Annotated in this window: 21 protein-coding genes; 15 read left to right on the top strand and 6 right to left on the bottom strand. The window is 67.6% G+C overall.

What is annotated here, in order from left to right; translation table 11 throughout:
* Window positions 1-166 precede the first annotated feature (166 nt).
* Window positions 167-1,537, bottom strand: coding sequence for a DUF4832 domain-containing protein (locus tag ABGB08_RS04890; protein ID WP_347586699.1), 1,371 nt, complete (start codon window positions 1,535-1,537; stop codon window positions 167-169).
* A gap of 228 nt (window positions 1,538-1,765) precedes the next feature.
* Here ABGB08_RS04890 and ABGB08_RS04885 point away from each other — a divergent pair, with 228 nt between their 5' ends.
* The 13 genes from ABGB08_RS04885 to ABGB08_RS04825 all read left to right on the top strand — a co-directional run bounded on the left by ABGB08_RS04885 (window position 1,766) and on the right by ABGB08_RS04825 (window position 15,857).
* The gene (locus tag ABGB08_RS04885) at window positions 1,766-3,961 is read left to right on the top strand and encodes a DUF4832 domain-containing protein (RefSeq protein WP_347586697.1); all 2,196 of its coding nucleotides are present in this window, start codon (window positions 1,766-1,768) and stop codon (window positions 3,959-3,961) included.
* Window positions 3,962-3,979: 18 nt separating this feature from the next.
* Window positions 3,980-6,040, top strand: a complete 2,061-nt coding sequence (locus ABGB08_RS04880; protein WP_347586695.1) for a DUF4832 domain-containing protein — start codon at window positions 3,980-3,982, stop codon at window positions 6,038-6,040.
* A 159-nt stretch (window positions 6,041-6,199) separates the two neighbouring features.
* On the top strand, window positions 6,200-7,003 hold the full coding sequence (locus ABGB08_RS04875; RefSeq protein WP_174900166.1) for a DeoR/GlpR family DNA-binding transcription regulator: 804 nt from the start codon (window positions 6,200-6,202) through the stop codon (window positions 7,001-7,003).
* Window positions 7,000-7,929, top strand: coding sequence for a sugar ABC transporter permease (locus ABGB08_RS04870; RefSeq protein WP_347586692.1), 930 nt, complete (start codon window positions 7,000-7,002; stop codon window positions 7,927-7,929). The genes ABGB08_RS04875 and ABGB08_RS04870 overlap by 4 nt, the downstream gene beginning before the upstream one ends.
* A gap of 8 nt (window positions 7,930-7,937) precedes the next feature.
* The gene (locus ABGB08_RS04865) at window positions 7,938-8,849 is read left to right on the top strand and encodes a carbohydrate ABC transporter permease (protein WP_347586690.1); all 912 of its coding nucleotides are present in this window, start codon (window positions 7,938-7,940) and stop codon (window positions 8,847-8,849) included.
* A gap of 69 nt (window positions 8,850-8,918) precedes the next feature.
* Window positions 8,919-10,250 (top strand): sugar ABC transporter substrate-binding protein, encoded by a 1,332-nt coding sequence (locus ABGB08_RS04860; RefSeq protein ID WP_347586688.1) that lies wholly within the window; start codon window positions 8,919-8,921, stop codon window positions 10,248-10,250.
* Window positions 10,251-10,302: 52 nt separating this feature from the next.
* The gene (locus ABGB08_RS04855) at window positions 10,303-11,802 is read left to right on the top strand and encodes a glycoside hydrolase family 36 protein (RefSeq protein ID WP_347586685.1); all 1,500 of its coding nucleotides are present in this window, start codon (window positions 10,303-10,305) and stop codon (window positions 11,800-11,802) included.
* Between the two features lie 41 nt (window positions 11,803-11,843).
* Window positions 11,844-13,277, top strand: coding sequence for an alpha-glucosidase/alpha-galactosidase (locus tag ABGB08_RS04850; protein WP_347586683.1), 1,434 nt, complete (start codon window positions 11,844-11,846; stop codon window positions 13,275-13,277).
* Window positions 13,274-14,116, top strand: coding sequence for a DeoR/GlpR family DNA-binding transcription regulator (locus tag ABGB08_RS04845; RefSeq protein WP_347586681.1), 843 nt, complete (start codon window positions 13,274-13,276; stop codon window positions 14,114-14,116). The genes ABGB08_RS04850 and ABGB08_RS04845 overlap by 4 nt, the downstream gene beginning before the upstream one ends.
* 194 nt (window positions 14,117-14,310) lie before the next feature.
* The gene (locus ABGB08_RS04840; RefSeq protein WP_347586679.1) at window positions 14,311-14,619 is read left to right on the top strand and encodes a hypothetical protein; all 309 of its coding nucleotides are present in this window, start codon (window positions 14,311-14,313) and stop codon (window positions 14,617-14,619) included.
* A gap of 5 nt (window positions 14,620-14,624) precedes the next feature.
* Window positions 14,625-15,059 (top strand): hypothetical protein, encoded by a 435-nt coding sequence (locus ABGB08_RS04835; protein ID WP_347586677.1) that lies wholly within the window; start codon window positions 14,625-14,627, stop codon window positions 15,057-15,059.
* 49 nt (window positions 15,060-15,108) lie between these two features.
* Complete coding sequence (locus tag ABGB08_RS04830; RefSeq protein WP_347586675.1) at window positions 15,109-15,615, top strand: hypothetical protein; 507 nt, start codon at window positions 15,109-15,111, stop codon at window positions 15,613-15,615.
* Window positions 15,612-15,857, top strand: coding sequence for a cellulose binding domain-containing protein (locus ABGB08_RS04825; RefSeq protein ID WP_347586672.1), 246 nt, complete (start codon window positions 15,612-15,614; stop codon window positions 15,855-15,857). The genes ABGB08_RS04830 and ABGB08_RS04825 overlap by 4 nt, the downstream gene beginning before the upstream one ends.
* A gap of 60 nt (window positions 15,858-15,917) precedes the next feature.
* Here the strand turns inward: ABGB08_RS04825 and ABGB08_RS04820 are convergent, their stop codons facing one another.
* The 5 genes from ABGB08_RS04820 to ABGB08_RS04800 all read right to left on the bottom strand — a co-directional run bounded on the left by ABGB08_RS04820 (window position 15,918) and on the right by ABGB08_RS04800 (window position 21,130).
* On the bottom strand, window positions 15,918-16,766 hold the full coding sequence (locus ABGB08_RS04820; protein WP_347586670.1) for a hypothetical protein: 849 nt from the start codon (window positions 16,764-16,766) through the stop codon (window positions 15,918-15,920).
* A gap of 575 nt (window positions 16,767-17,341) precedes the next feature.
* Window positions 17,342-17,566, bottom strand: a complete 225-nt coding sequence (locus ABGB08_RS04815) for a hypothetical protein (protein WP_347586668.1) — start codon at window positions 17,564-17,566, stop codon at window positions 17,342-17,344.
* A 63-nt stretch (window positions 17,567-17,629) separates the two neighbouring features.
* Window positions 17,630-18,541, bottom strand: coding sequence for a GNAT family N-acetyltransferase (locus ABGB08_RS04810; protein ID WP_347586850.1), 912 nt, complete (start codon window positions 18,539-18,541; stop codon window positions 17,630-17,632).
* A 178-nt stretch (window positions 18,542-18,719) separates the two neighbouring features.
* Window positions 18,720-20,357, bottom strand: a complete 1,638-nt coding sequence (locus ABGB08_RS04805; protein ID WP_347586666.1) for an FAD-dependent oxidoreductase — start codon at window positions 20,355-20,357, stop codon at window positions 18,720-18,722.
* 20 nt (window positions 20,358-20,377) lie between these two features.
* Window positions 20,378-21,130: a glucose 1-dehydrogenase gene (locus tag ABGB08_RS04800; RefSeq protein WP_347586664.1), complete on the bottom strand. Its 753-nt coding sequence runs from the start codon at window positions 21,128-21,130 to the stop codon at window positions 20,378-20,380.
* A 57-nt stretch (window positions 21,131-21,187) separates the two neighbouring features.
* Between ABGB08_RS04800 and ABGB08_RS04795 the strand changes: the two genes are divergently transcribed.
* Window positions 21,188-21,739, top strand: coding sequence for a helix-turn-helix domain-containing protein (locus tag ABGB08_RS04795; RefSeq protein ID WP_347586662.1), 552 nt, complete (start codon window positions 21,188-21,190; stop codon window positions 21,737-21,739).
* Between the two features lie 307 nt (window positions 21,740-22,046).
* Window positions 22,047-22,178, top strand: a complete 132-nt coding sequence (locus ABGB08_RS04790; RefSeq protein WP_347586660.1) for a hypothetical protein — start codon at window positions 22,047-22,049, stop codon at window positions 22,176-22,178.
* Window position 22,179: the final 1 nt, after the last annotated feature.

Raw genomic sequence — 22,179 nt, 5'->3', positions numbered from 1 at the left:
GATCCAGAGCACGGGCAGGAACAGCACCGCGCCGTTGATCATCATCAACGGCGGTGTCCCTCCGATGCTCGCCCGCGCGGGATATCTTCCCGAAGCGGTAGCCGGGCTCCTCCTGAGCGGCGCGGGCGGTGGGCTTCGGGCAGGGCCCACCGCCCTGGATGGCGGGTCAGCCGACCGTGAGCCGGCCGAGGGTGAGCAGGCCGGAGTGGACGTCCTGGGCGGTGTTGGCGAAGCGCAGGTCGTTGCCGCCGGGGAGGGGGTTGGCGACGCGCAGGGTGAGCTGGTAGTCGCCCTTGGTGAGGCCGTGCAGGTTCAGCTGGGTGGTCAGTTCGGTGGGGGTCGCGCCAGGCTGGATGCCGGTGATCGACCATGGGACGGGCCAGCGCCTGGCGATGCGGCCGGTGGCGTCGATGGCGGTCAGTTCGATGTTCCAGTCGTAGTAGAAGGGGGCGATGCCGCGGTTGGCGATGCGTACGCCGATCTTGGCGTGGCCGCGGGCCGGGCCGGTGGGCAGGGCGGCTTCGGTGACGGTGAGCTCGTAGCCGAGGGATCTGGCTCCGGCGACGGTGCGGAACCATTCGTCGCCGGTGAGGCCTGGGCCCTCGAACGGGGTCTGGTTCAGCAGGAAGGAGGCGTGCGAGCGTGACACCGATTCGGCGTAGTCCTCGTACTGCGCGCAGCTCACCGGCTGGTCGAAGATACAGGGCTGCACTTCGGGGCGGAGTTCGCCGCCGATGGGCTCGGAGCGCCACTTCTCGGTGACGCCGTTGTCGATCAGTCGCTGGACGAAGTGCCAAGGGGTCGGCGGGAGGGTCTCGAAGGCCATCGAGTCGTCGTGGTAGCCGAGGTGCAGGTCCTTGTTGAGCGCGGACGGGTAGCGGACCAGCAGTCGGGTTCGCTTGAACGCGCTCTCGAACCGGTTCAGGACCGCCGCCTGGGTTGCCTCCGACGCCATCCAGTTCTCCGGGCGGGTGGTGCCGTCGTAGGGCCAGGTGTGCCATTCGCCCCAGAAGCCGATCAGGCCGAGCTGGATGAAGCCGATCCGGGTGTCGCCGTCGTACCGGCGGCCGAGGGCGGTGATGAAGCGGTCGAGGGCGGCGACTAGGCGCGGGTCGTCGTAGTCGGGGGCGAGGCTGACGCCGTTGTTGCCGTGGTCCTGGTACGGGTGGGTGACGAGGCCCTGGTCGAGGAGGAACTGCGGGATGCCGGTGGGCTTGGCGGGATAGTCGAGGTAGAAGCGGAACGCCGCGTGGTGGCCGCGCCGGGCGATCGTGTTGAGCTGGCGTTCCAGGGGAGTCCAGTCGAAGGTGGCGGGGCCGGTCATGACGTCGCGTAAGGGCAGGTAGAACCATTCCATGCTGTGCGGGAAGGTCTGGTAGCTCCCGGCGTATGGCATGAAGCCCTTGAGGGGGTTGTCGGCGGGCGCCTGCTGGTAGGGGAGTGGCGTCCACGGGGAGGTGGCGGACGCGGGGGCGGCGGCCACCGCGATGAGGGCGAGTGCCACGGCGAGCGCGGCCCTGATGGCTCGGGTCATCATTCTCCTAGAGGTGTCGAGCGCATAAAAACAGAAGAACGTAAGTAAACGCAAGATGTAGCGCTGCGGTATCGAAGGGAGAATTGTCTGCTAGTGTCCTGTTGGCGGTAGCAACCTTGTAACACGATTGCTTTATCGCAAGGTGAACTCTTGTGATAGGGCAAGTGTTCTGGTCTCATGTGGTTCGCCGGGCGCCCCCACGCCTGTGCCTCTCTCTCCCGGAGGGGATTCATGAGACGCAGACTCTCGACCATCCTGCTCACGCTGACCGCGGTGCTCGTTGCCGCGACCCCCGCGACCGCCGTCGCGGGGCCTCCATCCCGGCCGTCCGCCGGTCCGGGGCCGGAGACCGGCCTCACCACGCACACCTATGCGTACGCGGACGCGCCGGTCGGCCAGCCGCTCAAGGGCTTCGCGCCCTACCTGTTCCCCGGCGACAACTACACCAGCAAGTATCCCGGCGGCGTGATGTGGAGCTACTTCGCGCTCAACGAGGTGATGAAGGACCCGGCCAGCTGCTCGGTGTTCGACTGGAGCGTGTTCGACAAGGCGCTGGACGAGGCCGCCGTGTGGGGCCGCCAGCTGGCCTTCCGGTTCTACGTGGAGTATCCCGGCGGCACCGCCTCGCATCCCGGCAACGGCATCCCGCCCTGCCTGAACGGCAAAATGGCGCTGCGCACCAACGGCCAGTGGGGCACGGTCAGCCCGGACTACGACGACCCCGACGTGATCGCGGCCTTCACGAGCTTCATCAACTCCTTCGCCGCCCGGTATGACCACGCCGGTCCTGGTGGCACCGCCGATCCGCGTGTCGGCTTCATGTCGTTAGGCCTGGTCGGGCTGTGGGGCGAGTGGCACACCTGGCCGTACGACCGGGACCTGGCGGACGGTTATCCCGACCTGATGCCCACCGATGCCACGATCAGCACGCTCATCCACGCTTTCGACGCGGCCTTCGACAACATTCAGCTGGAGGTGCGCTATCCGCTGGCCGGGGCGGACTCGCCGGGGATCGGGTTCCACGACGACTCCTGGCCGTATCGGGAGTGGCGGAACGGTCAGCTGAAGAGCATGACGCTGCCGCAGTCGATGGGTGGCTGGGAAGACGCGTTCACCCAGTTGCTGCTGAACAAGAACCTGGAGAACCGGTGGACCACCCAGTCGATCGGCGGCGAGGCCCGGCCTGAGATCCAGGGATCTCTGTACGCGAACTGGCCGGGTGGTAGCGGGCAGGTCGATGACGTGCTGGCGGCCACCGAGCTCACTCACATCAGCTGGATGATCAACCAGACGGGGGCGGGCGGCTACAGCGCCACGGATCCGAAGGTCGCGGCCGGGGTACGGAAGATGGGCTACAACCTGCACATTCCGCAGGCCAACTTCAACGGCTCCGCGGGCGGCACGTTCAAGGTCGGCGTGACGATGCAGAACGACGGCGTGGCCCCGTTCTACTACCCATGGACTGTTGTCGTCGGGTTGAAGAACAGCTCCGGCGCTGTGGTGAAGACCTGGGACACCGACTGGAACCTGCGGACGGTCCAGCCGCTGCAGATCCGGACTTTTCCTGATTGGAACCTCTCCGGTAACCCCACCCGGATCGACTTCGGGCGGCCGGTGAACTTCAGTGCCAACCTCAGCACCTCGGGGGTTCCGGCAGGTAACTACAGCCTGGTCCTGAAGGTACGCAATCCGCTTGAAGCGGTCACTCCGGCCGTGTTGCGCGCCCGTCCGGCGGCGTCCCGGCTCTCCGACTGGGTGATCGACCAGCACCGGGCGCCTTACCCGCTGTCCTTCGCCAACGCCAACCAGAGCACCGACGGATGGGTGAACTTGGGCCCGATCTCCACCTCGGGCACCGTCGACCCCAGCCCGAGCCCTTCGCCCAGCCCTTCCCCTTCACCGAGTCCTTCCCCTAGCCCGTCACCGAGTCCTTCACCGAGCCCGAGCCCTTCTCCGAGCCCGCCTCCCAATGGTCTGGTGCTGGACAACTTTGATGGTTCGCCGGTCTACCCGTCGGCGTACCTCAATGACCTGGGTAAATGGACGGGCGCGAACTGTTTCCTGGACGGCAGCGGCTCCGGGACGGTCACGTCAGGGGCGTTGCAGTTGCGCTACAACAACTGCGGCTGGTTCGGCAGTGACGTCGGTGTCGACCTGACCTCTAAGACCTATCTGGTGGTCCGGGTCAAGGGCGCCTCCGGCGGCGAGCAGAACCACTTCAACCTCGGTCTGGGCGGCGCGACCAAGCTGTTCGCCGACTACACCCTGGACGGCGGCGGGCACCCCGCGATCACCACCTCCTACCAGGACATCAAGATCCCCATGGCCGCCAACGGCATCAACCGCAACAGTCCCAGCCAGCTCGCCATGGGCTTCTGGTTCGGCGGCAACTCCACCATCAGCATCGACGAGATCCGCTTCGAGTAACCCCTCATGGAGATCCGCATGTCGTTATCCCTCAGAGGTCGGGTAAGCGCCTTCGCGGCGTCCGCCCTGCTCGTCAGCCTCGCCGTCGCGGTGGGCGGGGTCGCGGACGCGCAAACCCGCACCTACACGGCTGACTTCGCCACCGTCATCGCCAACCCGGAACGCGGCTTCCACAGCCGATACGAGATCATCAACGACCCCGCCGTGAACGACTGGGCCAACAGCGGCGCCAACGTGCCCGGCTTCAACCCGGACCTGCTGGACCGCACCTTCGCCCGGGCCAAGACCAACGGCAACACCCTGATCCACAGCTACCTGCACCTGGACAACTTCAAGAACGCCGACGACCTGCCGCAGGCGCTGCTGGACAACCTGGACTCCGGTCTCGACGCGATCCGCGCCGCCGGTATGAAGATCGTCTTCCGTCCCACGTACGTCTGGGACGGCTGGTCGGACGCCACCGAGACCAAGATCCTTCGGCACATCGGCCAGATCGGCGCGGTGCTGACGGCCAACGCCGACGTCGTCATGCACCTGGAAGCCGGCTATCTCGGCGCCTGGGGCGAGTGGCACACCGGGAACTACGCCGACCCGTTCAACCAGGACCAGGCGGCGACCCGATACCGTGTGATCAAGAAGATCCTGGAAACCACGCCGGACACGATCCCGCTGGCCATGCGCTACCCGATCTTCATCAAGGAGATCGTGGACCCGACCTCGTGTGTCGTGCCGGAGGGGTGCACGCTCACCCAGGCGCAGAAGGACAGGATCGGCTTCCACAACGACTGCTTCCTGTCCGACTACAACGACATGGGCACCTACGACAACAACTCGTGGATGGGCTGGTTCTCCATCGAGCAGAAGAAGCAGTGGATGTATGACCGGCAGACCTCCACCGGCCACAACACGATCATGGGTGGCGAGACCTGCAACTCCGACGGCTACAACGACGCCGCGGGCGTCAACGTGCAGGCGGAGATGGCCAAGCTGAATTTCACCGAGATCAACGAGGACTACGCGGCGGTCAACACCGACAAGTGGAAGGCCACCCAGCTGGCCGCCGCCGGCAACGACCCGGCCGAGACCGCGTTCACCCGGATCGAGCGCAAGCTCGGCTACCGGCTGCGCCTGGTGAGCGCGAGCTTCTCCGACTCCGTGCAGCCCGGCGGGCAGCTCACCTTCTCGGCGAACCTCAGCAACGACGGCTGGTCCGGGCCGGTCAAGCGGCGGCCGGCGTTCCTGGTGCTCGACGACGGCACCCACCGCTACGACCTGCCGCTCCCGGCGCTGGACCCGCGAACGTGGACACCCGGCGCGCACGCCGTGCCGACCCAGACCGTGACCGTGCCGTCGAACGTGGCTCCCGGCACGTACGCGCTGGCACTGTGGCTGCCCGACCAGGCCACAAGCCTGCGATCCCGGCCGGAGTACGCCATCCGGCTCGCCAACTCTGGCACCTGGAACGCCACCAAGGGCTACAACGTGCTGGCAGGCAACCTCACGGTGGGGCCGTGCACACCGACCTGCCCCACCAACGAGCCCAGCCCTTCCCCCAGCCCGTCACCGAGTCCTTCACCGAGCCCGAGTCCGAGCCCTTCTCCGAGCCCGAGTCCGCCGCCCAATGGTCTGGTGCTGGACAACTTTGATGGTTCGCCGGTCTATCCGTCGGCGTACCTCAATGACCTGGGTAAATGGACGGGCGCGAACTGTTTCCTGGACGGCGGCGGCTCTGGGACGGTTGCCTCGGGGGCGTTGCAGTTGCGCTACAACAACTGCGGCTGGTTCGGCAGTGACGTCGGTGTCGACCTGACCTCTAAGACCTATCTGGTGGTCCGGGTCAAAGGTGCTTCCGGTGGTGAGCAGAACCACTTCAACCTCGGCCTGGGTGGCGCGACCAAGCTGTTCGCCGACTACACCCTGGACGGTGGCGGGCACCCCGCGATCACCACCTCCTACCAGGACATCAAGATCCCGATGGCCGCCAACGGCATCAACCGCAACAGTCCCAGCCAGCTCGCCATGGGCTTCTGGTTCGGCGGCAACTCCACCGTCAGCATCGACGAGATCCGCTTCGAGTAGCCGTACAAACCGCCGCAGGGCCACAACGACGTGGCCCTGCGGCAGCATGCCTTCACATCAGAAGCACGATTTAAGCACCCACCTCCCGTTACCCCTTCGTAACGGCAACTGCGCACTTTCCCATTGACAAGTGTTTGAAATATTTCGAAGATGGCCCCCATGTCGAACGTGTTCGAGCAGGTCCCCGCCGAGGTTCGGCGGGAGCGGATCCTCGCGATGGTGCTGGAGCAGGAGTTCGTGCGGGTCGCCGACCTCAGCACGGCCTTCGGCATCTCCGACGTGACGGCCCGCGCCGACCTCGACGCCCTGGAAGGGCGCAACATGCTCCGCCGGGTGCGCGGCGGGGCGATGGCGGTCGGCAAGCGGCTGCGCGAGGAGCCGTCGTTCGAGGAGGCGCTCAGCACGTCCGCGATCGAGAAGGCGCTGATCGGCGAGGCCGCGGCCGCCCTGGTCAACGACGGTGAGAGCATCACCCTGGACGTGGGCACGACCACCACGTTCATCGCTAGGGCCCTGGCCGCCCGTACCGAGCTGGCCGAGGTCGTGGTGTTCACCAACGGGCTCAACATCGCGCTGGAACTGGAGGGCGCGATCCCGCGCCTCACCGTGGTGCTCACCGGCGGCACGCTGCGGCGCCGCCAGCACTCGCTGGTGGATCCGCTGGCCCACCAGATCTTCGACCGCATCAACACCTGCACGGTCTTCCTCGGCTGCAACGGGGTGCACCCGGAGGCGGGCATCACCAACATCAACCTTCCCGAGGCAGAGATGAAACAGCGCATGCTGCGGGCCGCGGCTCAACGCGTCGTGGTCGCCGACGGCTCCAAGGTCGGCCAGATCCAGCTCGCCGCCGTCGCGCCGATCAGCGAGGTGGACCTGCTGATCACCGGCCCGTCCGCGGACCCGCACGTGCTCGCCGCGCTGCGCGAGCGCGGCCTGCGCGTCGAGGTGGTGGGCCCGTGACACTGACCGTCGGCAGATCCAGCCCGCCGAAGATCGCACCCGCGCGCGGCCGCCGCAGGACGGCCGGCGACCCCGTGGTGGCCTGGCTGTTCCTGCTGCCGGCGCTGCTCGGGTTCACGGTGTTCTACCTGGCCCCGACGATCCGCGGCTTCTGGATCAGCTTCACCGACTGGAACCTGCTCTCCGAGCCGCGCTTCGTCGGCCTGGACAACTACCGCGACATGCTCGCCGACGACAAGTTCTGGAACGCGCTGCGCATCACCGCCGAGTACGTGGTGATCAACATCGGCTCGCAGACCGTGCTCGCGCTGGCCATCGCGGTGCTGATGGACCGGCTCACCCGCTCGGTGCTGGTACGCGCGGCGATCGTGGTCCCGTGGCTGGTGCCGAACGTCACGGTGGCGATCGTGACGCTGTTCATGCTCGACCACAATGTGGGCTTCGTGAACCACATCCTGGACGTGCTCGGCTTCGAGCCGCAGTCCTTCTACGGCGACTCCGACCAGGCCATCGCGACCATCGCGCTGGTGAACACCTGGCGCAACATGGGCTACACGGCGCTGCTGTTCTTCGCCGGCATGCAGATGATCCCGCGCAACCTGTACGAGGCGGCGGCCGTGGACGGCGCGGGGGAGTGGACGATGTTCCGCCGGGTCACGCTTCCGCTGCTGCGGCCGGTGACCGTGCTGGTCCTGGTGGTGTCGATCATCGGTTCGTTCCAGATCTTCGACACGGTCGCGGTGACCACGAAGGGCGGCCCGGCCGACGCGACCAGGGTCATCTACTACTACATCTACCAAAAAGCGTTCAACGAGTTCCATATGGGCTACGCGGCGGCGATGGCGGCGACGCTGTTCGTGATCCTCATCGCGCTGACCGCCACCCAGATGCGTCTGCTCCGCGCTTCCAGCTCGGATCTCCGGTGAGGACGGCCATGGCAACTTCCCCCATCTCCCGGCGCAGGCCGCGCCGCCGTACCGGGCCAGGCAGGATCCTCGCCTGGGTGGCGCTGGCCGTGCTGCTGCTGGTCACGCTCTACCCGTTCGTCTGGATGCTGCGCACGGCGTTCACCGGCAACCGGGCGATCTTCAACGGCGACTACTCGCTGATCCCCGCCGACCCCACGCTGATCAACTTCTCCCGGGTACTCGGTCACGCGACGCCAGAGGAGTCGATCGCGGCTGGCGGCAGCGGAGCCGAGGTGGACTTCTGGCTTTACCTGCGCAATTCGGTGGTCTTCACGACGGTGATCGTGATCGGGCAGGTGGGGTTCAGCGCCACCGCCGCGTACGCCTTCGCCCGGTTGCGGTTCCGCGGCAGGGACACCCTGTTCGCGGTGTTCCTGGCCGGGCTGATGGTGCCGCCGATCTTCACGGTGCTGCCCAACTTCGCCCTCGTCCGCGACCTCGGCTGGCTGGACACGTTCCCGGGACTGCTCGCGCCGTACCTGCTGATGACCCCGTTCGCGATCTTCTTCCTGCGCCAGTTCTTCCTCGGCATCCCGCCCGAGATCGAGTCCGCCGCGACCATCGACGGCGCCGGGAAGTTCACCGTGTTCTGGCGCATCATCCTGCCGATGAGCACCGCCCCGCTGAGCACGCTGGCGGTGATCACGGCGGTGTTCGCCTGGAACGAGTACCTGTGGCCGCAACTGGTCGGCAAGGACGAGGGAGTGCGGCTGCTCAACGTGGCGCTGGGCGTGTTCGCCCAGTCCTCGCCGACCTCCTCACCGGACTGGGCCGGGCTGATGGCCGCGGCCACGCTCCAGGTGATCCCGGTCCTCCTGCTGCTCATCGTGTTCGGACGCAGACTCGTGAACTCGATCGGGTTCACCGGCATCAAGTAGCACCCCCCGCGACCGGTGCCGCGCGGTGCCGGTAGCCGACCTTGCCCGAAATCCAGCAAAGGCAGAACCATGATGAGAAAGCCGATCGCCCTCCTGGCTCTCGCGGTCGCGATAGCCGCCTGCGGCACCTCTTCCGAGACCCCCGAGGCGGCGGAGAAGGTCACCCTCACCTACAGTCTCTGGGACCCCAACCAGCTGCCGGCCTACCAGGAGTGCGCCGACGCGTTCACCGCCACGTCCGGCATCCAGGTCAAGATCACCCAGCAGGGCTGGGAGGACTACTGGAACGGCATCACCACCTCGCTGGTGTCCGGCACCGCGCCCGACGTGATCACCAACCACGTCGCGTACTATCCCGAGCTGGCCGCCAACAACCAGCTCCTGGACATCCAGCCCTTCGTGGACCGGGACAAGGTGGACCTGACCCGCTACACCGGCGACCTGGCCTCGCTCTGGGTCCGCGACGGCAAACGGTACGGCCTGCCGCAGGACTGGGACACCATCGCGCTCGTCTACAACGTCAAGGACGTCGAGGACGCCAAGATCGACCCGGCCACCCTCAAGGAGCTCACCTGGAACCCCGCCGACGGCGGCACGTTCGGCGAGCTGATCAAGAAGCTCACCGTGGACGTCAACGGCAAGCGCGGCGACGAGGCCGGGTTCGACAAGACCAAGGTCGCCACCTACGGCTGGGGCCTGGAGCAGGGCGGCGGGGTCGTCGGCCAGACCCAGTGGTCCTGGATGCCGCTGTCCATGGGCTTCCAGTATCTGGACAAGAACCCGTTCGGCACCGACTACAAGCTGGACGACCCACGCCTGGCCGAGGCCATCACCTGGTGGCAGGACCAGATGAAGGCCGGGTACGTGCTGCCCCGCGAGGAAGCCGGACGCCTCGGCCTGGAGCCGATGATGCAGACCAACAAGGCGGCCCTGGTGCCGGACGGATCCTGGCGCATCGGCACCTGGGCCGGCAGCACGGAGCAGAAGTTCGCGTTCGCCCCCCTCCCGCGCGGTCCGCAGGGCCGCAAGACCATCATCAACGGCCTGGCCCCGTCCATCACCGCCGGGACCAAGCACCCCGACCAGGCCTGGGAGTGGGTCAAGTTCATCGGCTCGCCCGCCTGCCAGGACCTAGTGGCCAAGCGCGCCGTGGTGTTCCCCGCGATCACGACCGCGGCCGCCGCTGCCGCCGAGTCGCACCGGGCCAAGGGCGTCGACGTGTCCGCGTTCACCGACATCGCCGCCGACCCGGCCAGCCTGTCGTACTACCCGATCACCGGCAGCGCCAACGAGATCAACACCGAGGCGCAGGCGGTGATCGACCAGATCCAGGAGCTGAAGGTCGTCCCCGCCGACGCGCTCAAGGAGCTCGACACGCGCGTGGCCGGCATCCTCAAGTAACCCCGCCGGGCCGGCGCTCCGGTGCCGGCCCGGCCTCCCGAGAAGGACAGCGATGGAGACGATTCTGCAGTTCGGGGGCCACCAGCTGCCCGCCGTGCTCCCCGGGGAGCCGCGTCACGTGCCGGGAGGGCTGATCGTCCCCGCCGGGGACGTCCGCATCCTGCACCCCTTCGGTGCGGTGGACTTCTACCGGCATGGGTGGAACTCCTACAGTCCCACCGCGTGGTGGCCGCTCGGCGGGCCGCCGCTGCGCATTCCCGGGCCTGAGCGCATGCTGACCGCCGACGACATCGACAACGACAGTCCGTACCGGCATGCGGGCAGCGCCGTCGGCGCGCTGGACGCGGGCGGCGGGAACGTGCTGCTGCTCGGCGGCCTCGGGCTTGACGTGCCCCGGGTGGAAGCCGACGACCGGCTGCTCGCCGGGCACTGGGAGCACCCGGACGCGGACTGGTTCCTCGGGTACGGCCCCGAGGAGGAGGTCTTCGCCCGCTACGCGGAGCTGCTCGGCGAGCGGCTCGGCCGCCGTACCACCCGGGCGGGCAATGTCTGGTGCAGCTGGTACTCCTTCTTTGAGGACATCACCGAGCCGCTCATCCACAAGGTGCTGGACGACCTGCGCGGCTACCCGTTCGACGTGGTCCAGCTCGACGACGGCTGGCAGGCCGCGGTCGGCGACTGGGAGCCGGGATCCGATTTCCCCTCCGGCATGGCGGACATGGCGGCGCGGATCCGCGACCACGGCTTCGTGCCCGGGTTGTGGCTGGCGCCGTTCATCGCACCGGCGCATTCGGAGATCTTCCAGACCCGGCCGCACCTGTTCCTGCGCGACGCCGCCGGGGACCCGAAACCGGCCGGGTTCAACTGGGGCGGCTCCTATTTCGCGCTGGACACCACCCTGCCGGAGACGCGTGACCACCTGGCGGCGACGTTCGCGCAGGTACGCGACTGGGGTTACCGGTATCTCAAGCTGGACTTCGCGTACGCGGGGGCGTTGTCGGGGGCGCGTCACCGCGACGTGCCGCGCGAGCAGGCCTACCGGGACGCCATCCGGCTGTTCCGCGAGGTCGCCGGGGAGGACACCTACCTGCTCGGCAGCGGGGCGCCGATCATCCCGTCGATCGGTGTGCTCGACGGGGTACGGGCAAGCCCGGACGTGGCGCCGTACTGGGACAACAGCGAACGCTCCGACGACTACTCGGGCGCGGGCGCGCGCAATGCGGTGATCGCGTCGCTGCACCGGCTGTGGCTGCGCCCGCTGCTGGAGGTGGATCCGGATCCGGTGTTCTTCCGTACCAGGTACAACCTGCTGGACGACGCGTGCAAGCAGCTGCTCACCGACCTGGCCGGGATCTGCGGGTTCCGCGCGGTGTCCGACCCGATCGCGTGGCTGGACGAGCCCGAGCGGCGCGCCCTGGTGGCCTTCCTCACCGGCAGCCCGGAGATCCATCGGCTGGACCGGCACCGGTTCCTGGTCGACGGGCGTGAGGTCGACTTCGGGCCGTACGTGAATCCGGCCGGACGGATCTCGGACCGGCTCCTGGTGAAGTGAACCTTTTCAAACGGTAGTCTCCTGCTTTCAGGAGGTTTCGGATGGCAAAGTTGGCCTTCGTCGGGGCGGGTAACGTCGAGCTCACCCGCAAGATCCTCTCCGACCTGATGTCCAGTCCCGAGCTGGCCGGCACGCTGCGCGTGGCCCTGCACGACATCGACCCCGCCCGCCTCGCCACCGCCGAGACGCTGGCCCGCCGCCTGGACGCCGAGACCGCCGCCGGCGCCGTCATCGAGGCCGGCACCGACCGCGAGGCGGTGCTGGCCGGGGCCGACTTCGTGATCTGCCAGATCGACGTGGGCGGCTACGACGCGGCCCTGTCCGACTTCGAGATCCCCTGCCGCTACGGCGTGCGCCAGACCGTCGGCGACACGCTCGGCCTCGGCGGCATTTTCCGCGGGCTGCGCGCCATCCCCGTCCTGCTCGGGCTGGCCCGCGACATGGTACGGCTGTGCCCGCGAGCCTGGCTGCTCAACTACACCGACCCGATGGCCACCCTGTGCGCGGCCGTGATCGCGGGCACCCCGCTGCGCCGGGTGGCCGGGCTCTGCCACTCCGTCCGGGACACCCACGCCCTGCTCGCCGACCTGATCGGCCGCGAGCTCGGCGACATCGACTTCCTGACCGCCGGGCTGAACCACCAGGCGTTCGTGCTCCGCTTCGAGAGCGGCGGCCAGTCGCTGTACGGGGACCTGGACCTGGTGATGGCCGACGACCCGGAACTGCGGAGCCACGCCCGGGCCGAGATCTACCGGCGGTTCGGCTACTTCCCCACCGAGTCGAGCGAGCACGCCGCCGAATACGTGCCCTGGTTCCTGCCGCACGAGAAGGAGGTGCTCCGGCTCGACCTGCCGCTCAACGAGAGCTTGCGCCGCCGCGCCAGGAAACTCGACGCGTACGAGCGGCTGCGCGGCGCGCTGGCCGCCGGCGAGCCGGTGCTGGCCCGGTGGAAACACTTCGAGATGGCCTCCGAGGTGATCCACTCCATGCTCACCGGCATGCCGCGCGAGGTCCAGCTCACCCTCCCCAACGACGGCCTGATCGACAACCTGCCGCCGGGCGCCTGCGTGGAGGTGCCGGCCCGGGTGGACGGCGGGGGCATCAGCCCGCTGCCGGTCGGGTCGCTGCCCGTCCAGCTCGCCGCGCTCAACCGGACGTTCCTGAATGTGGTAGAGCTGACCATGACAGCGGCCCTCGAGGAACGACGATCGGCGGTGTACCAGGCAGCCATGCTCGACCCCAACACCTCGGCCACCCTTCCCCTGGCGGCCATCGAGGCGGTGTGCGACGAGCTCGTCCAGGCGCACGCGGCGTTCCTCCCCGCAGGCATCACACGCGGGGAGACGGGCCGAATCACTCACAGCGCGGCAGGCCGACTTACTTACGGCGATGCGGGCCGAATCGCCAACGGCGAAGCGGGCCGACTCGCTTACGGTGATTCGGCCACAATCACCGACCGCGAGGGGGGCCGATGAAGGAGGCCGCCGCCCCGTTGGCTGCGTCCCCGGCATCCCCAGCCTCCCCTGCCACCGATGTCGCGGCCTCGGTCCGGCGTGACCGCATCGTGGCGCTGGTGCTGGAGCACGAGTTCGTCCGGGTCACCGACCTGGCCGAGATCTTCGGAGTGTCCGGCGTGACCATCCGCGGTGACCTCGAACTGCTCGACCGTCAGGGCGCGCTCCGGCGGGTCCGCGGCGGCGCGATGCAGGTCAAGTCCGCGCCCCCGGCCGAGCCGTCGTACGAGGTGGCGCTGGGCGACTCGGCCATCGAGAAGATCCAGCTGGCCCGGCACGCCGCCGCCCTGGTGTCCGACGGCGAGAGCATCATCATCGACACCGGCACCACCACCACCTTCCTGGCCCGCGCGCTCGTAGCCCGCAGCGACCTGTCCGACATCGTGGTCTTCACCAACAGCCTGCGCGTCGCGGTAGAACTGGAGCCCGCGATCCCCCGCTTCTCCGTCCTGGTCACCGGCGGCACCCTGCGCCCCGTGACCCACTCGCTGGTGGACCCACTGGGCGCCCCCATGCTGGAGCGCATCCACGCCGACACGGTGTTCCTCGGCTGCCACGGCGTACACCTCGAATCCGGCGTCACCGGCGTGAACCTCCTCGAAGCCGAACTCAAACGCCGCATGATCAACGCCTCCCAACGCCAGATCGTCCTCGCCGACACCGCAAAACTAGGCCGAATCGGCCTCGCCCCAATCTGCGACCTCCCCGAAGTGAACCTCCTCATCACCGGCGCCGACGCACCCCCCGACTTCGTGACCGCCGCCCGCGAACACGGCACCGCCGTCGACCTGGTGACCTGACGCCCGGCACCCACGCCCACGCGAGACCACCGGCACGGCCAACCTGGTCAATGACGCGAACGCGGTCGTTCCAGCCTGCTGAACCCAAGTCCACGCTGACCAGGGGGCTTGTGTCGGATGCCCAGGCGCGGACAGGCGCGTAGACTGTTTCGTATGACAAAGGCGGGGTAGTCTGTATGACGTGAAGGTTGTGGATGGGCAAGCCGTATCCGATCATCGAGTTGCCATTGGACTGGGATGAGGCGAATCTCGATCACGCCCAACGGCATGGGGTCACTCGGGAGGAGATTGAGCAGGTTGTTCGTAATGAGCCTGATGTCTACCAGTCACGCAAAAACGGGGAACCGATCCTTGATCACTACCTGTTGGAAGGGGTGACCGACGCCGGGCGGAGGGTCACTGTGGTGGCGCTCTATCCCGTGACGAAGATACGCGATTGGGGCGAGTATGAAATGGAGATCGCCAGACCGATCACTGCTTACGACACACCCAAAGGAAAATGATGATCATGGATAAAGATGAGCCGACCGCGCAGGATATCGCTGAGATGAGCGAGGCTGAGCGTGGCCAGTGGTTCTACGACAATCGTGAGCAGGTGGCGACGGACGCCACCCGAACTGCTCTTGATCGTGTCGTCTCGGTGCGGGTCAGCCCAGATGACCTTGGCGTGCTGGTCGCAGCGGCCGAGGCGGTCGGCATGAAGCTGAGCGCATGGCTCCGAAAGGTCGGATTGGAGGCTGCGGCGACGGCACCTTCAAGCCCGCCTGCGGCTGTGCTCTCGGGAAGTGAGACCAGGCAGCTTCAAGATTCGGTTCATAACATCGTGGCGCTGCTGGAGCGTAGCGGCATCAGAGTCGATGACCCGCCAAGTGAAAGCGCTCAATCATTGGTCCTCAGATCGTCCCATCGCGGACGGAAGAAGAAGACCAAAGCGGAGAAGTAGCCCATAGTGGAGGCCTCGTCATACGGGTCCCTGGCGGCACGGCAGTCTGGTGGCGATCGACGCGGCTACGGGGGCACAGCGGTGGAAGTCGTACACCCTGCCGAACCAAGGCGCGGGCGGGGATATCTTCAGCGGCGCGTCCGTGTGGGGCACGACGCCGAGTATCGACCCGGCTAGTAACACGATCTTCATTGGTACTGGGCAGAACTACTCGATTCCGGAGAGCGCGAGGCAGTGCCAGGACAACGGGGGCACGCCGCAGCAGTGTCTGCCGTCGTGGAATGCCAAGGACGCCATTGTCGCGATGGATCTCACCACGGGTGCGATCAAGTGGAACACGGGGCCGCCGCGCTTCGATGAGTGGAACTTTGCCTGCCTGCCGGGGTTCCCGCCGAACAACTGCCCGGATCCGGGTCCGGACCATGACACGGGTGATGGGACGCACCTTTACGACATCCCCGGTCCGAACGGGACGACCCGGCGCGCGGTGGGCGCGGGACAGAAGAGCGGTATCGCGTTATTTCGCAATGGCCAGGCGGCTTCCAGGGTGAGGTGACGGTACGCGCCGGCAACGCGCCGATCAGCGCATGGACCGTCCGGTGGGCCTTCGCCTATGGCCAGACGATCACACAGATCTGGAGCGGCACCGCGACCGCGAACGGCGCCAACATCGCGGTGAGAAACGTTTCCTACAACGGGTCCGTACCCGCGAACGGCACCACCATGTTCGGCTTCCTCGGTAGCTGGAACGGCAGTGCCAACGCGGTTCCGACCTCGGTCACCTGCACCAGCCCTTAGGTCGAGTAGCCGGGAGGTGTTCCACCTCCCGGCTCTCGCAGGTCTGGATCCACGACGCGGTCATCCTCCCGGACCGGCGGGGAAACCTCTCCGGGTGAGTACGGCCCGGCGGCGGAGAACAAGGCCGGATGTGGCGGCCAGAAGCACTACCGACCCGACGAGCATGAGCGCTCTCGCATCGGGCCCCGCCTCTCCGCCACCGCCGGTCGCGACCCCACCTGACGGTGTCTCGATCACATCTGAGGTCTCGGTCACGGTGGAATTCGCGGTTCTGGTCGCGGTTTCGGTTTCCGTCGCTGTTTCGGTAGCGGTTTCTGTCTCAGTCTCCGTTGAGGTGATTGTGGTCGTGGGCGAAGGGCTGGAATTCGTGCCGCCTGCCGTGATCGTCAACTGATGAGTCGTGAGCTCGCTCGCATTCTCTACCTCGCACTCCACCAGCGGCTCGGTCGGCCTGAGCCCGAAGTTGATGGCCGCCGGTCGTATGGTGGCGGTCCCCGGATTGTTCGGAGTGGTCAGCACCGAGGTCGACTGCGTTGGCAGTATTACGGCCTGACCTGCGGCGACCGGTCCTACCGTGCCGCCAACCCCGGTGCCGGACGTCAGCCCGGGAAGCCCGCTGATGGACACGTAAGCGTACATTTTGGTGTCGCTGGGCAGTCCGGCAGGCGCCACCAGCGTGGTGCCCTCGGCGTAAGTCGCGCGGTGGCCGATGGTCATCTGCTGCCCGGTGACCGGATTGACCGGCATGGTGAGCTCGACCCTGATCCGGACGGTCTGGGCCGCCGCCCCGTCGGGCGTGCAGGAGTACTCGACGATGTCGGTGGCGAGCGTGGTGGCGTGCGCCGGAAGACCCAAGGAGATCAGGCCGCAGAGCAGGATGGCGCCGGGGAGGACCAAACGGGCGGACAAGGTGACTCCTGACGAGTCCTGGTGAATAGGGGGCGTATAGGGAGACGAGGGGCACCGCCACCCGGTTGACACAGTCGCCCAGATCTCCGACCGGTCAGGTGAGATCAGTCGAAGGCACGCGCGTAGTGCGAGTTGACCGCAGGTTGTCCGGTGTAGTTCGGCCCCGCCTGGTCGTCAGAGCCCACGAAGGCGTACGGCATGCGGATCTCTCGCCATCCACGACAGCTGATCCGCTTATTTCGGGAGTCGTAGCTCAGCCCTGAGGCTCGGAGCGTTCTGACCAGAGGCGAACCAGCCGGAGTCCCGTGCTCGCGGCGGATGCTGCGAGCGTCGAAGTTGGCGACGAACAGACCGTCCGGGGCCAACCACCGCGCCGCTTCAGGCCGAGCTCGCGGTTGTAACCGGGTAGGCGACGCTCCCGATTCATCGCGCAGTTGGCCGCCACTGAGGAGCGTTCGAGTGCATCCTGATCGAGGAGTCTCACCACTGTCTCCCTGACGGATCGACGGATCGACCAGCCGGGAAGCCGATGACCCGGGAAGCACACCGCTGGCGCTGTGTGCTTCCCTGCGGCCTCAGAGCTTGTACAGCTTGTGGAATGGTGTCGTGATTCGTTCTTGCTGTGATCCAAAATCGACCAGCACGGCGATCTCGTCTTCTACGCCGATGACGACGCCGAGGCCGTACCGATCATGGGTCACCTGGTCGTTCACGCTGAACCGCTCGGCGGGCGGCGCGGGACGCGGGCGTTTGAAGGGACTGGTGGGCAGGTGACGACGGGGTTCACTGGCTGGCTTCATCCCCTCCAGTATGTGCCTCCGGCGATAACTTTCGCGACAGAACACGACAAACCATGTCGCGGTTCAGCTCCAAGTCATGTTGATCTCACCCTGGAAGTTGACGTAACCGCCACGTTCGAACGCCTGAGCCATGGGGACATTGCCGACATCGGTGGACGCCCGGATCCGGGGCACGTCCTGTGCGGCGAGGATCCGCGTCCCTTCAGCGAGGAGATCGTCGATGTAGCCGTTTCCTCGATGCGCGGGAAGCACGCCTATGTACGCGATGATCGGGTTGTAGCTGTTCCGCGTCGGAATGACGAATCCGACGGGTTCGCCGCCGGGCGTCGTGGCGATCCGCCACCAGTTCCGTGGGCCCTTGTAGTCCATCAGTTCGCCGTCGTACTGCTCGGCCGCCACCTGGGCGGCCGGACTGCGGTCCAGGTCAGCGCGGCTGTGCGCATCGAGGGTGCCGTCCAGGACCGCGGTCATCAGGTCGACGAGCTCCTCCCGGTCGCCGACCGGCCGGAATCTCAGGCGCCCGCTCGGCTCGGGAATCGGCGTCCCAGGACGCCACTCCAGGCGCAGCCGCTCGACGAGCAGCCGGGCACCGGCCCGTTCGAGTACGGCCAGCCGGTCTTCGACGGCACGCCTGGACGTGCTGTCGTCCCGCCACCCCGGAGGGACGAACCTGCTGTATTCAGGCGGGACAGCGCCTGAAGGCAGGGTCGCGGCCATCGCGGTCTCCAGCAGCCGGACCCCGGTGTCGAGCCCCTCGGCCTCGTCGAGATCGAAGGTGTCCAACATGAACGGCGGATCGTCCTTACGCCGTGCCCACCAGGCCAGCCTGGCGACAAGGCGGTCTCCCCGCAGCGCGATCCACATCCATTCAGGCCGCCGCCGGCCCGAATCGAGGTCGCCCGCCAGCTCGTCATCGAGGACGTACGGCAGGCGGCAGAAAAGGTCGAGTTCTTCGCGCCCGACAATCGGGCGCATGGTCAGGTCGTTCAAGGCACTTCCTTTGGCAGGTGTGCCCGCTCGCCCCAGGGTCAGCTATCGGCCGTACCCCAGGAAGGAACTGGCACGACGGTCGTGGCACGCATCGGCTCATCCCTCCTTTCGTTGTTCGGACGAGACGTTCTATCGGACCTGCCACCAGCTGCGCAAACCCTTTTCAGGCGAGCGTGGCTGTCGTGGCATGCCGGGCGGCGCGGTAGCCGAACACGACCGCCGGGCCGATGGTCGAGCCCGGGCCTGGGTAAGTGCGGCCCATGACCGAGGCGGTGGTGTTGCCGGCGGCGTACAGGCCGGGGATGGCCGAGCCGTCCTCCCGCAGCACCCTGGCGTCGGCGTCGGTCAGCAGGCCGCCCTTGGTGCCCAGATCGCCCGGATACAGGCGGAGCGCGCGGAAGGGGCCGCGCTCCAGCGGGCCGAGATTGGGGTTCGGCTTGACCCTGGGGTCGCCGTAGTAGTTGTCGTAGACGGTCCTGCCGCGGCCGAAGTCGGCGTCGACGCCGGTCTGGGTGAAGTCGTTGAACCGCTCGACAGTCGCGGCCAGCCGTGCGGGGTCGGCGTCGATCCGCTCGGCCAGTTCCTTCAGCGTGGGGGCCTCGACCAGGATGCCCGCGGCCAGCCACTGCTTCTTGCGGCCCAGGTAGGACGTGGACAGGTAGCGGCGGGCATGCCGTACGTCGGTGATCAGCCAGGTCGGCCCGGGCACGGTGTGCCCCAGCATGGCGTGGCCGAAATCGATGTAGGACGCCGACTCGTTGGTGAAGCGGTCGCCGGCCGCGTCCACCACGATGGAGAAGGGCATAGATCGCTCCGACAGGATGAAACCGTGGCTGCCGTCCGGGCCGACCGTGCCCGCGCCCCACCAGGCGTCGTCCATCAGTTCAAGCGCCGCACCCGCACCCGCGCCGATGCCGATGGCGGTGCCAAGGTCGCCCTCCGGGGCGGCGGAGTAGCCGGGGATGCCGTGGTGCTTCATCCGCCACTCCTTGTTGCGAGCGAAGCCACCGGCCGCCAGCACGACGCCCCGCCGGGCCCGTACGCGCACCTGACGCCCCTCCTTGTCGACCACCGCGCCCACCACGGCGCCATCCTCGACAACCAGGTTCACAATCGGGGAGGACAACCAGACGGGGGTCTGCTGATCCCGCACGATCCACATGAGCGAGCAGCTCAGCGCACCACCCAGCCCGACCAGCCGCTTGCCGGTCGCCAGTCCGGCGAGGGTACGGAACACGAAGCGCGCCCCACGCACGAACCCGCTCGGCGTGGACCAGGCCCGCGCGAGCAGCCACACGTCATTGGTCATCACCGGCGCGGGCAGACCGTCGGCGGCTCGCGAGGTCGAATACCAGGACCCCAGCCGCTTGGTGTCGAACGGCGCCACCTCGATCCCGCGCCCCACCTTGCCGCCAGGCCTGTCGGGATAGTAATCGGGGTAGTCGGGCGAGCGCCGCCACCGTACGCCCAGGCGGCCGAGCAGCCGGACCACCTCGGGCCCGCTGTCCAGGAAGGCCCGGCGACGCTCGCCCGAGGACGCGGGACCCGCCTCACCGATCGCCTCCTGCATGTACCGCAGGGCCTCCTCCCTGGAGTCGGCGACACCCGCCCGGACCATGAGCGGATTGACCGGCATCCACAGCCCCCCACCGGAGATCGCCGTGGTGCCGCCCCACTTGGCCGTGCTCTCCACGACCAGGACGTCGAGCCCCGCATCGGCGGCGGTGATGGCCGCCGTCAGCCCCGCGGCACCCGATCCCGCGACCAGGATGTCGACGACTTTGTCCCATTGCGCTTCCATCGTGCTGACCCTCCGATCGTTCAGGCCGCCGACCAGCCGCCGTCCACGGGGACGAGCGCCCCGTTGACGAACGCGGCGGCGTCAGAGGCGAGGAAGACGGCCACACTGGCCATGTTCTCGGGCTGCGCCAGCCGCTCACCGAGCGCGAGCACGGGCCCCAGGCGCGCGGCGCCCGCGGGGTCGAAGCCGCCGGACGACTCGCCGATGCCGGTCTCGGTGGGGCCCGGCAGGATGGCGTTGCAGCGGATGCCGTCCTTGGCGTACGCCCAGGCCACGCTGCGGGTCAGACCGACGACACCGTGCTTGGACGCGGTGTACGCGACACCAGCCGCACCCCCGCGGATGCCGGCCTCGGACGCGGTGTTGATGATCGCCCCACCCCCCTGGCCGAGCATGTACGGCAGGACGGCGCGGGTGAGCAGGAAGGTGCCGCTCAGGTTCACCCGCAGCACGCGATCCCAGGTCTGGACCGAAATGTCGGCGGGCAGCGCCATGGTGTCGAGGATCCCCGCGTTGTTGCACAGCACGTCGATCCGGCCGTACTCGCCGATGGCCCGCTCGACCAGCGCATTGACCGACGCCTCGTCGCCGACGTCGGCCTGGACCGCGAGGGCGGCGGAGCCGATCTCCGCGGCGGTCCGCTGGGCGGACACCTCGTTGATATCGCAGACCACCACACGTGCGCCCGCCTCCGCGAAGGCGCGGCTCATCGCCCGCCCGATCCCTGAACCCGCGCCCGTCACCAGGCAGGTCTTGTCGGCTAGGTCGGTCATGACACGATCCCTTCCGTACCAACCGGACAGCATTGTCCGGTTGATACGGTAGCTTCTATGACGAATGCGCAGCGCGTCAACAGGGGGCCCAGCGCCGCCGCCGAGAACCGGGCGGCGCTGATCGCGGCAGCGCGCGCGGTCTTCGCCACCGCCGGGTACGACGCACCCCTCAGCGCGGTCGCCCGCCGGGCAGGCGTAGGCCAGGGCAGCCTCTACCGGCACTTCCCCAACCGCATGAGCCTCGCCGTGGCCGTGTTCGAGGACAACATCACCGCCATGGAAACCCTGGCCGCCGAGCCCGGCTCCACCCTGGAGGACATCCTCGCCCTACTCACCGACCAGGCCATCGCCTCGACCGCCTTCATCGACATGATCAGCCCGTCCTCGCTGGAAGCCGACCTCGCCCGCATCGACGCACGGATGACCCGCGCACTCGCCGACAAACTCGACCAGGCCCGGCAGTCCGGCGTAATCAGACCCGACGTGGGAACCGACGAACTACGACTCGCAATCAGCATGATCGCCAGCCTCCTGGCCAAAACCCCAGAACCCTCCCGCCGCCCCACCGCCACCCGCGCCTGGCTCCTACTACGCCGCGCCCTCACCTGATCCGGTCACGAAGGCAAGGCACAGCCGGAGCCGCGTTTGAAGGCTCGCGTGAAGTCGAAAGCCCTGCCGGCCGGCTGGAGTTCGGCTCGGGGGTAGTGGCGATGCGGTACGAGCCGAGAAAGGTAGCCATCGGGCTTGCCTGATGTCCTCATGCTCCAAGTCTGGCTTGGCAGCACATTCGGGCCTAAGGCTAAGTCCTCGTCGCTTGGGGTCATCGCTGGAAATTCACCCGAGTCGCCGCAATCCAAGCCCCGCCCGGCACCGAATACCGAGGAGAACCGGCTCTTAGATCTTTGAAGGTGATGCAATGCGTACTTCTGTCAGGTTCGTCATCACGATCACCGTCGCTCTGGCGGCCATCGTTGTCACACAGACTGCCGCGTCCGCCGCCACGGCCATCGAGTACGGACTCATCGCCGCACTCATCGCGGTCGCGTGAC

It is taken from the genome of Acrocarpospora sp. B8E8 (assembly GCF_039871605.1).
Classification (GTDB): domain Bacteria; phylum Actinomycetota; class Actinomycetes; order Streptosporangiales; family Streptosporangiaceae; genus Acrocarpospora; species Acrocarpospora macrocephala.
Note: the sequence above shows the minus strand (reverse complement) of the source record. Positions and strands in the feature narration are given on the sequence as shown.

Bases quoted from the DNA above. Each gene is read 5' to 3' on its own strand.
- ABGB08_RS04890 (WP_347586699.1), bottom strand. From the start codon at position 1,537: ATGATGACCCGAGCCATCAGGGCCGCGCTCGCCGTGGCACTCGCCCTC.
- ABGB08_RS04885 (WP_347586697.1), top strand. From the start codon at position 1,766: ATGAGACGCAGACTCTCGACCATCCTGCTCACGCTGACCGCGGTGCTC.
- ABGB08_RS04880 (WP_347586695.1), top strand. From the start codon at position 3,980: ATGTCGTTATCCCTCAGAGGTCGGGTAAGCGCCTTCGCGGCGTCCGCC.
- ABGB08_RS04875 (WP_174900166.1), top strand. From the start codon at position 6,200: ATGTCGAACGTGTTCGAGCAGGTCCCCGCCGAGGTTCGGCGGGAGCGG.
- ABGB08_RS04865 (WP_347586690.1), top strand. From the start codon at position 7,938: ATGGCAACTTCCCCCATCTCCCGGCGCAGGCCGCGCCGCCGTACCGGG.
- ABGB08_RS04860 (WP_347586688.1), top strand. From the start codon at position 8,919: ATGATGAGAAAGCCGATCGCCCTCCTGGCTCTCGCGGTCGCGATAGCC.
- ABGB08_RS04855 (WP_347586685.1), top strand. From the start codon at position 10,303: ATGGAGACGATTCTGCAGTTCGGGGGCCACCAGCTGCCCGCCGTGCTC.
- ABGB08_RS04850 (WP_347586683.1), top strand. From the start codon at position 11,844: ATGGCAAAGTTGGCCTTCGTCGGGGCGGGTAACGTCGAGCTCACCCGC.
- ABGB08_RS04845 (WP_347586681.1), top strand. From the start codon at position 13,274: ATGAAGGAGGCCGCCGCCCCGTTGGCTGCGTCCCCGGCATCCCCAGCC.
- ABGB08_RS04840 (WP_347586679.1), top strand. From the start codon at position 14,311: ATGGGCAAGCCGTATCCGATCATCGAGTTGCCATTGGACTGGGATGAG.
- ABGB08_RS04835 (WP_347586677.1), top strand. From the start codon at position 14,625: ATGGATAAAGATGAGCCGACCGCGCAGGATATCGCTGAGATGAGCGAG.
- ABGB08_RS04815 (WP_347586668.1), bottom strand. From the start codon at position 17,566: ATGAAGCCAGCCAGTGAACCCCGTCGTCACCTGCCCACCAGTCCCTTC.
- ABGB08_RS04810 (WP_347586850.1), bottom strand. From the start codon at position 18,541: ATGCGCCCGATTGTCGGGCGCGAAGAACTCGACCTTTTCTGCCGCCTG.
- ABGB08_RS04805 (WP_347586666.1), bottom strand. From the start codon at position 20,357: ATGGAAGCGCAATGGGACAAAGTCGTCGACATCCTGGTCGCGGGATCG.
- ABGB08_RS04800 (WP_347586664.1), bottom strand. From the start codon at position 21,130: ATGACCGACCTAGCCGACAAGACCTGCCTGGTGACGGGCGCGGGTTCA.
- ABGB08_RS04795 (WP_347586662.1), top strand. From the start codon at position 21,188: ATGACGAATGCGCAGCGCGTCAACAGGGGGCCCAGCGCCGCCGCCGAG.
- ABGB08_RS04790 (WP_347586660.1), top strand. From the start codon at position 22,047: ATGCGTACTTCTGTCAGGTTCGTCATCACGATCACCGTCGCTCTGGCG.